The sequence below is a fragment of the Bacillus sp. SIMBA_074 genome, from assembly GCF_046534555.1.
In the GTDB taxonomy this organism is placed as follows: Bacteria; Bacillota; Bacilli; order Bacillales; family Bacillaceae_G; genus Bacillus_A; species Bacillus_A mycoides.
This window is the reverse complement of the sequence record NZ_JAWRYM010001205.1, coordinates 1-237: the sequence shown is the minus strand read 5'-3', so window position 1 is coordinate 237 and position 237 is coordinate 1. Positions and strand designations below refer to the sequence as shown.

Sequence of the window (237 nt, the reverse complement as noted above, 5' to 3'; positions counted from 1 at the left end):
CATTCTGCCAATTGGAAAGAATGAATCCCCTTCTTCTTTCGTTCCGTTTATTAAGAGCAGAATAAATGGCCTATCGGGATTAAAGCCAAATCCCTGTAATTGGGGGATAAAAGATGAACTCCTATTTTCACCATTCAAAAGAGAATGAAAAACTTCAACACTTCCTTTTCCATTGTTTTTCACTTTCTCCTTATTAACAAGTTCATATGTAAAGCTGAATAATAAGTCGGATAAAGG

General features: G+C 35.0%; 1 protein-coding gene. It reads right to left on the bottom strand.

Going from position 1 to position 237, the window contains the following annotated elements:
* On the bottom strand, positions 1–183 hold a 183-nt coding region (locus SB773_RS34545), incomplete at its 3' end, for a hypothetical protein (protein WP_410595047.1).
* Positions 184–237: the final 54 nt, after the last annotated feature.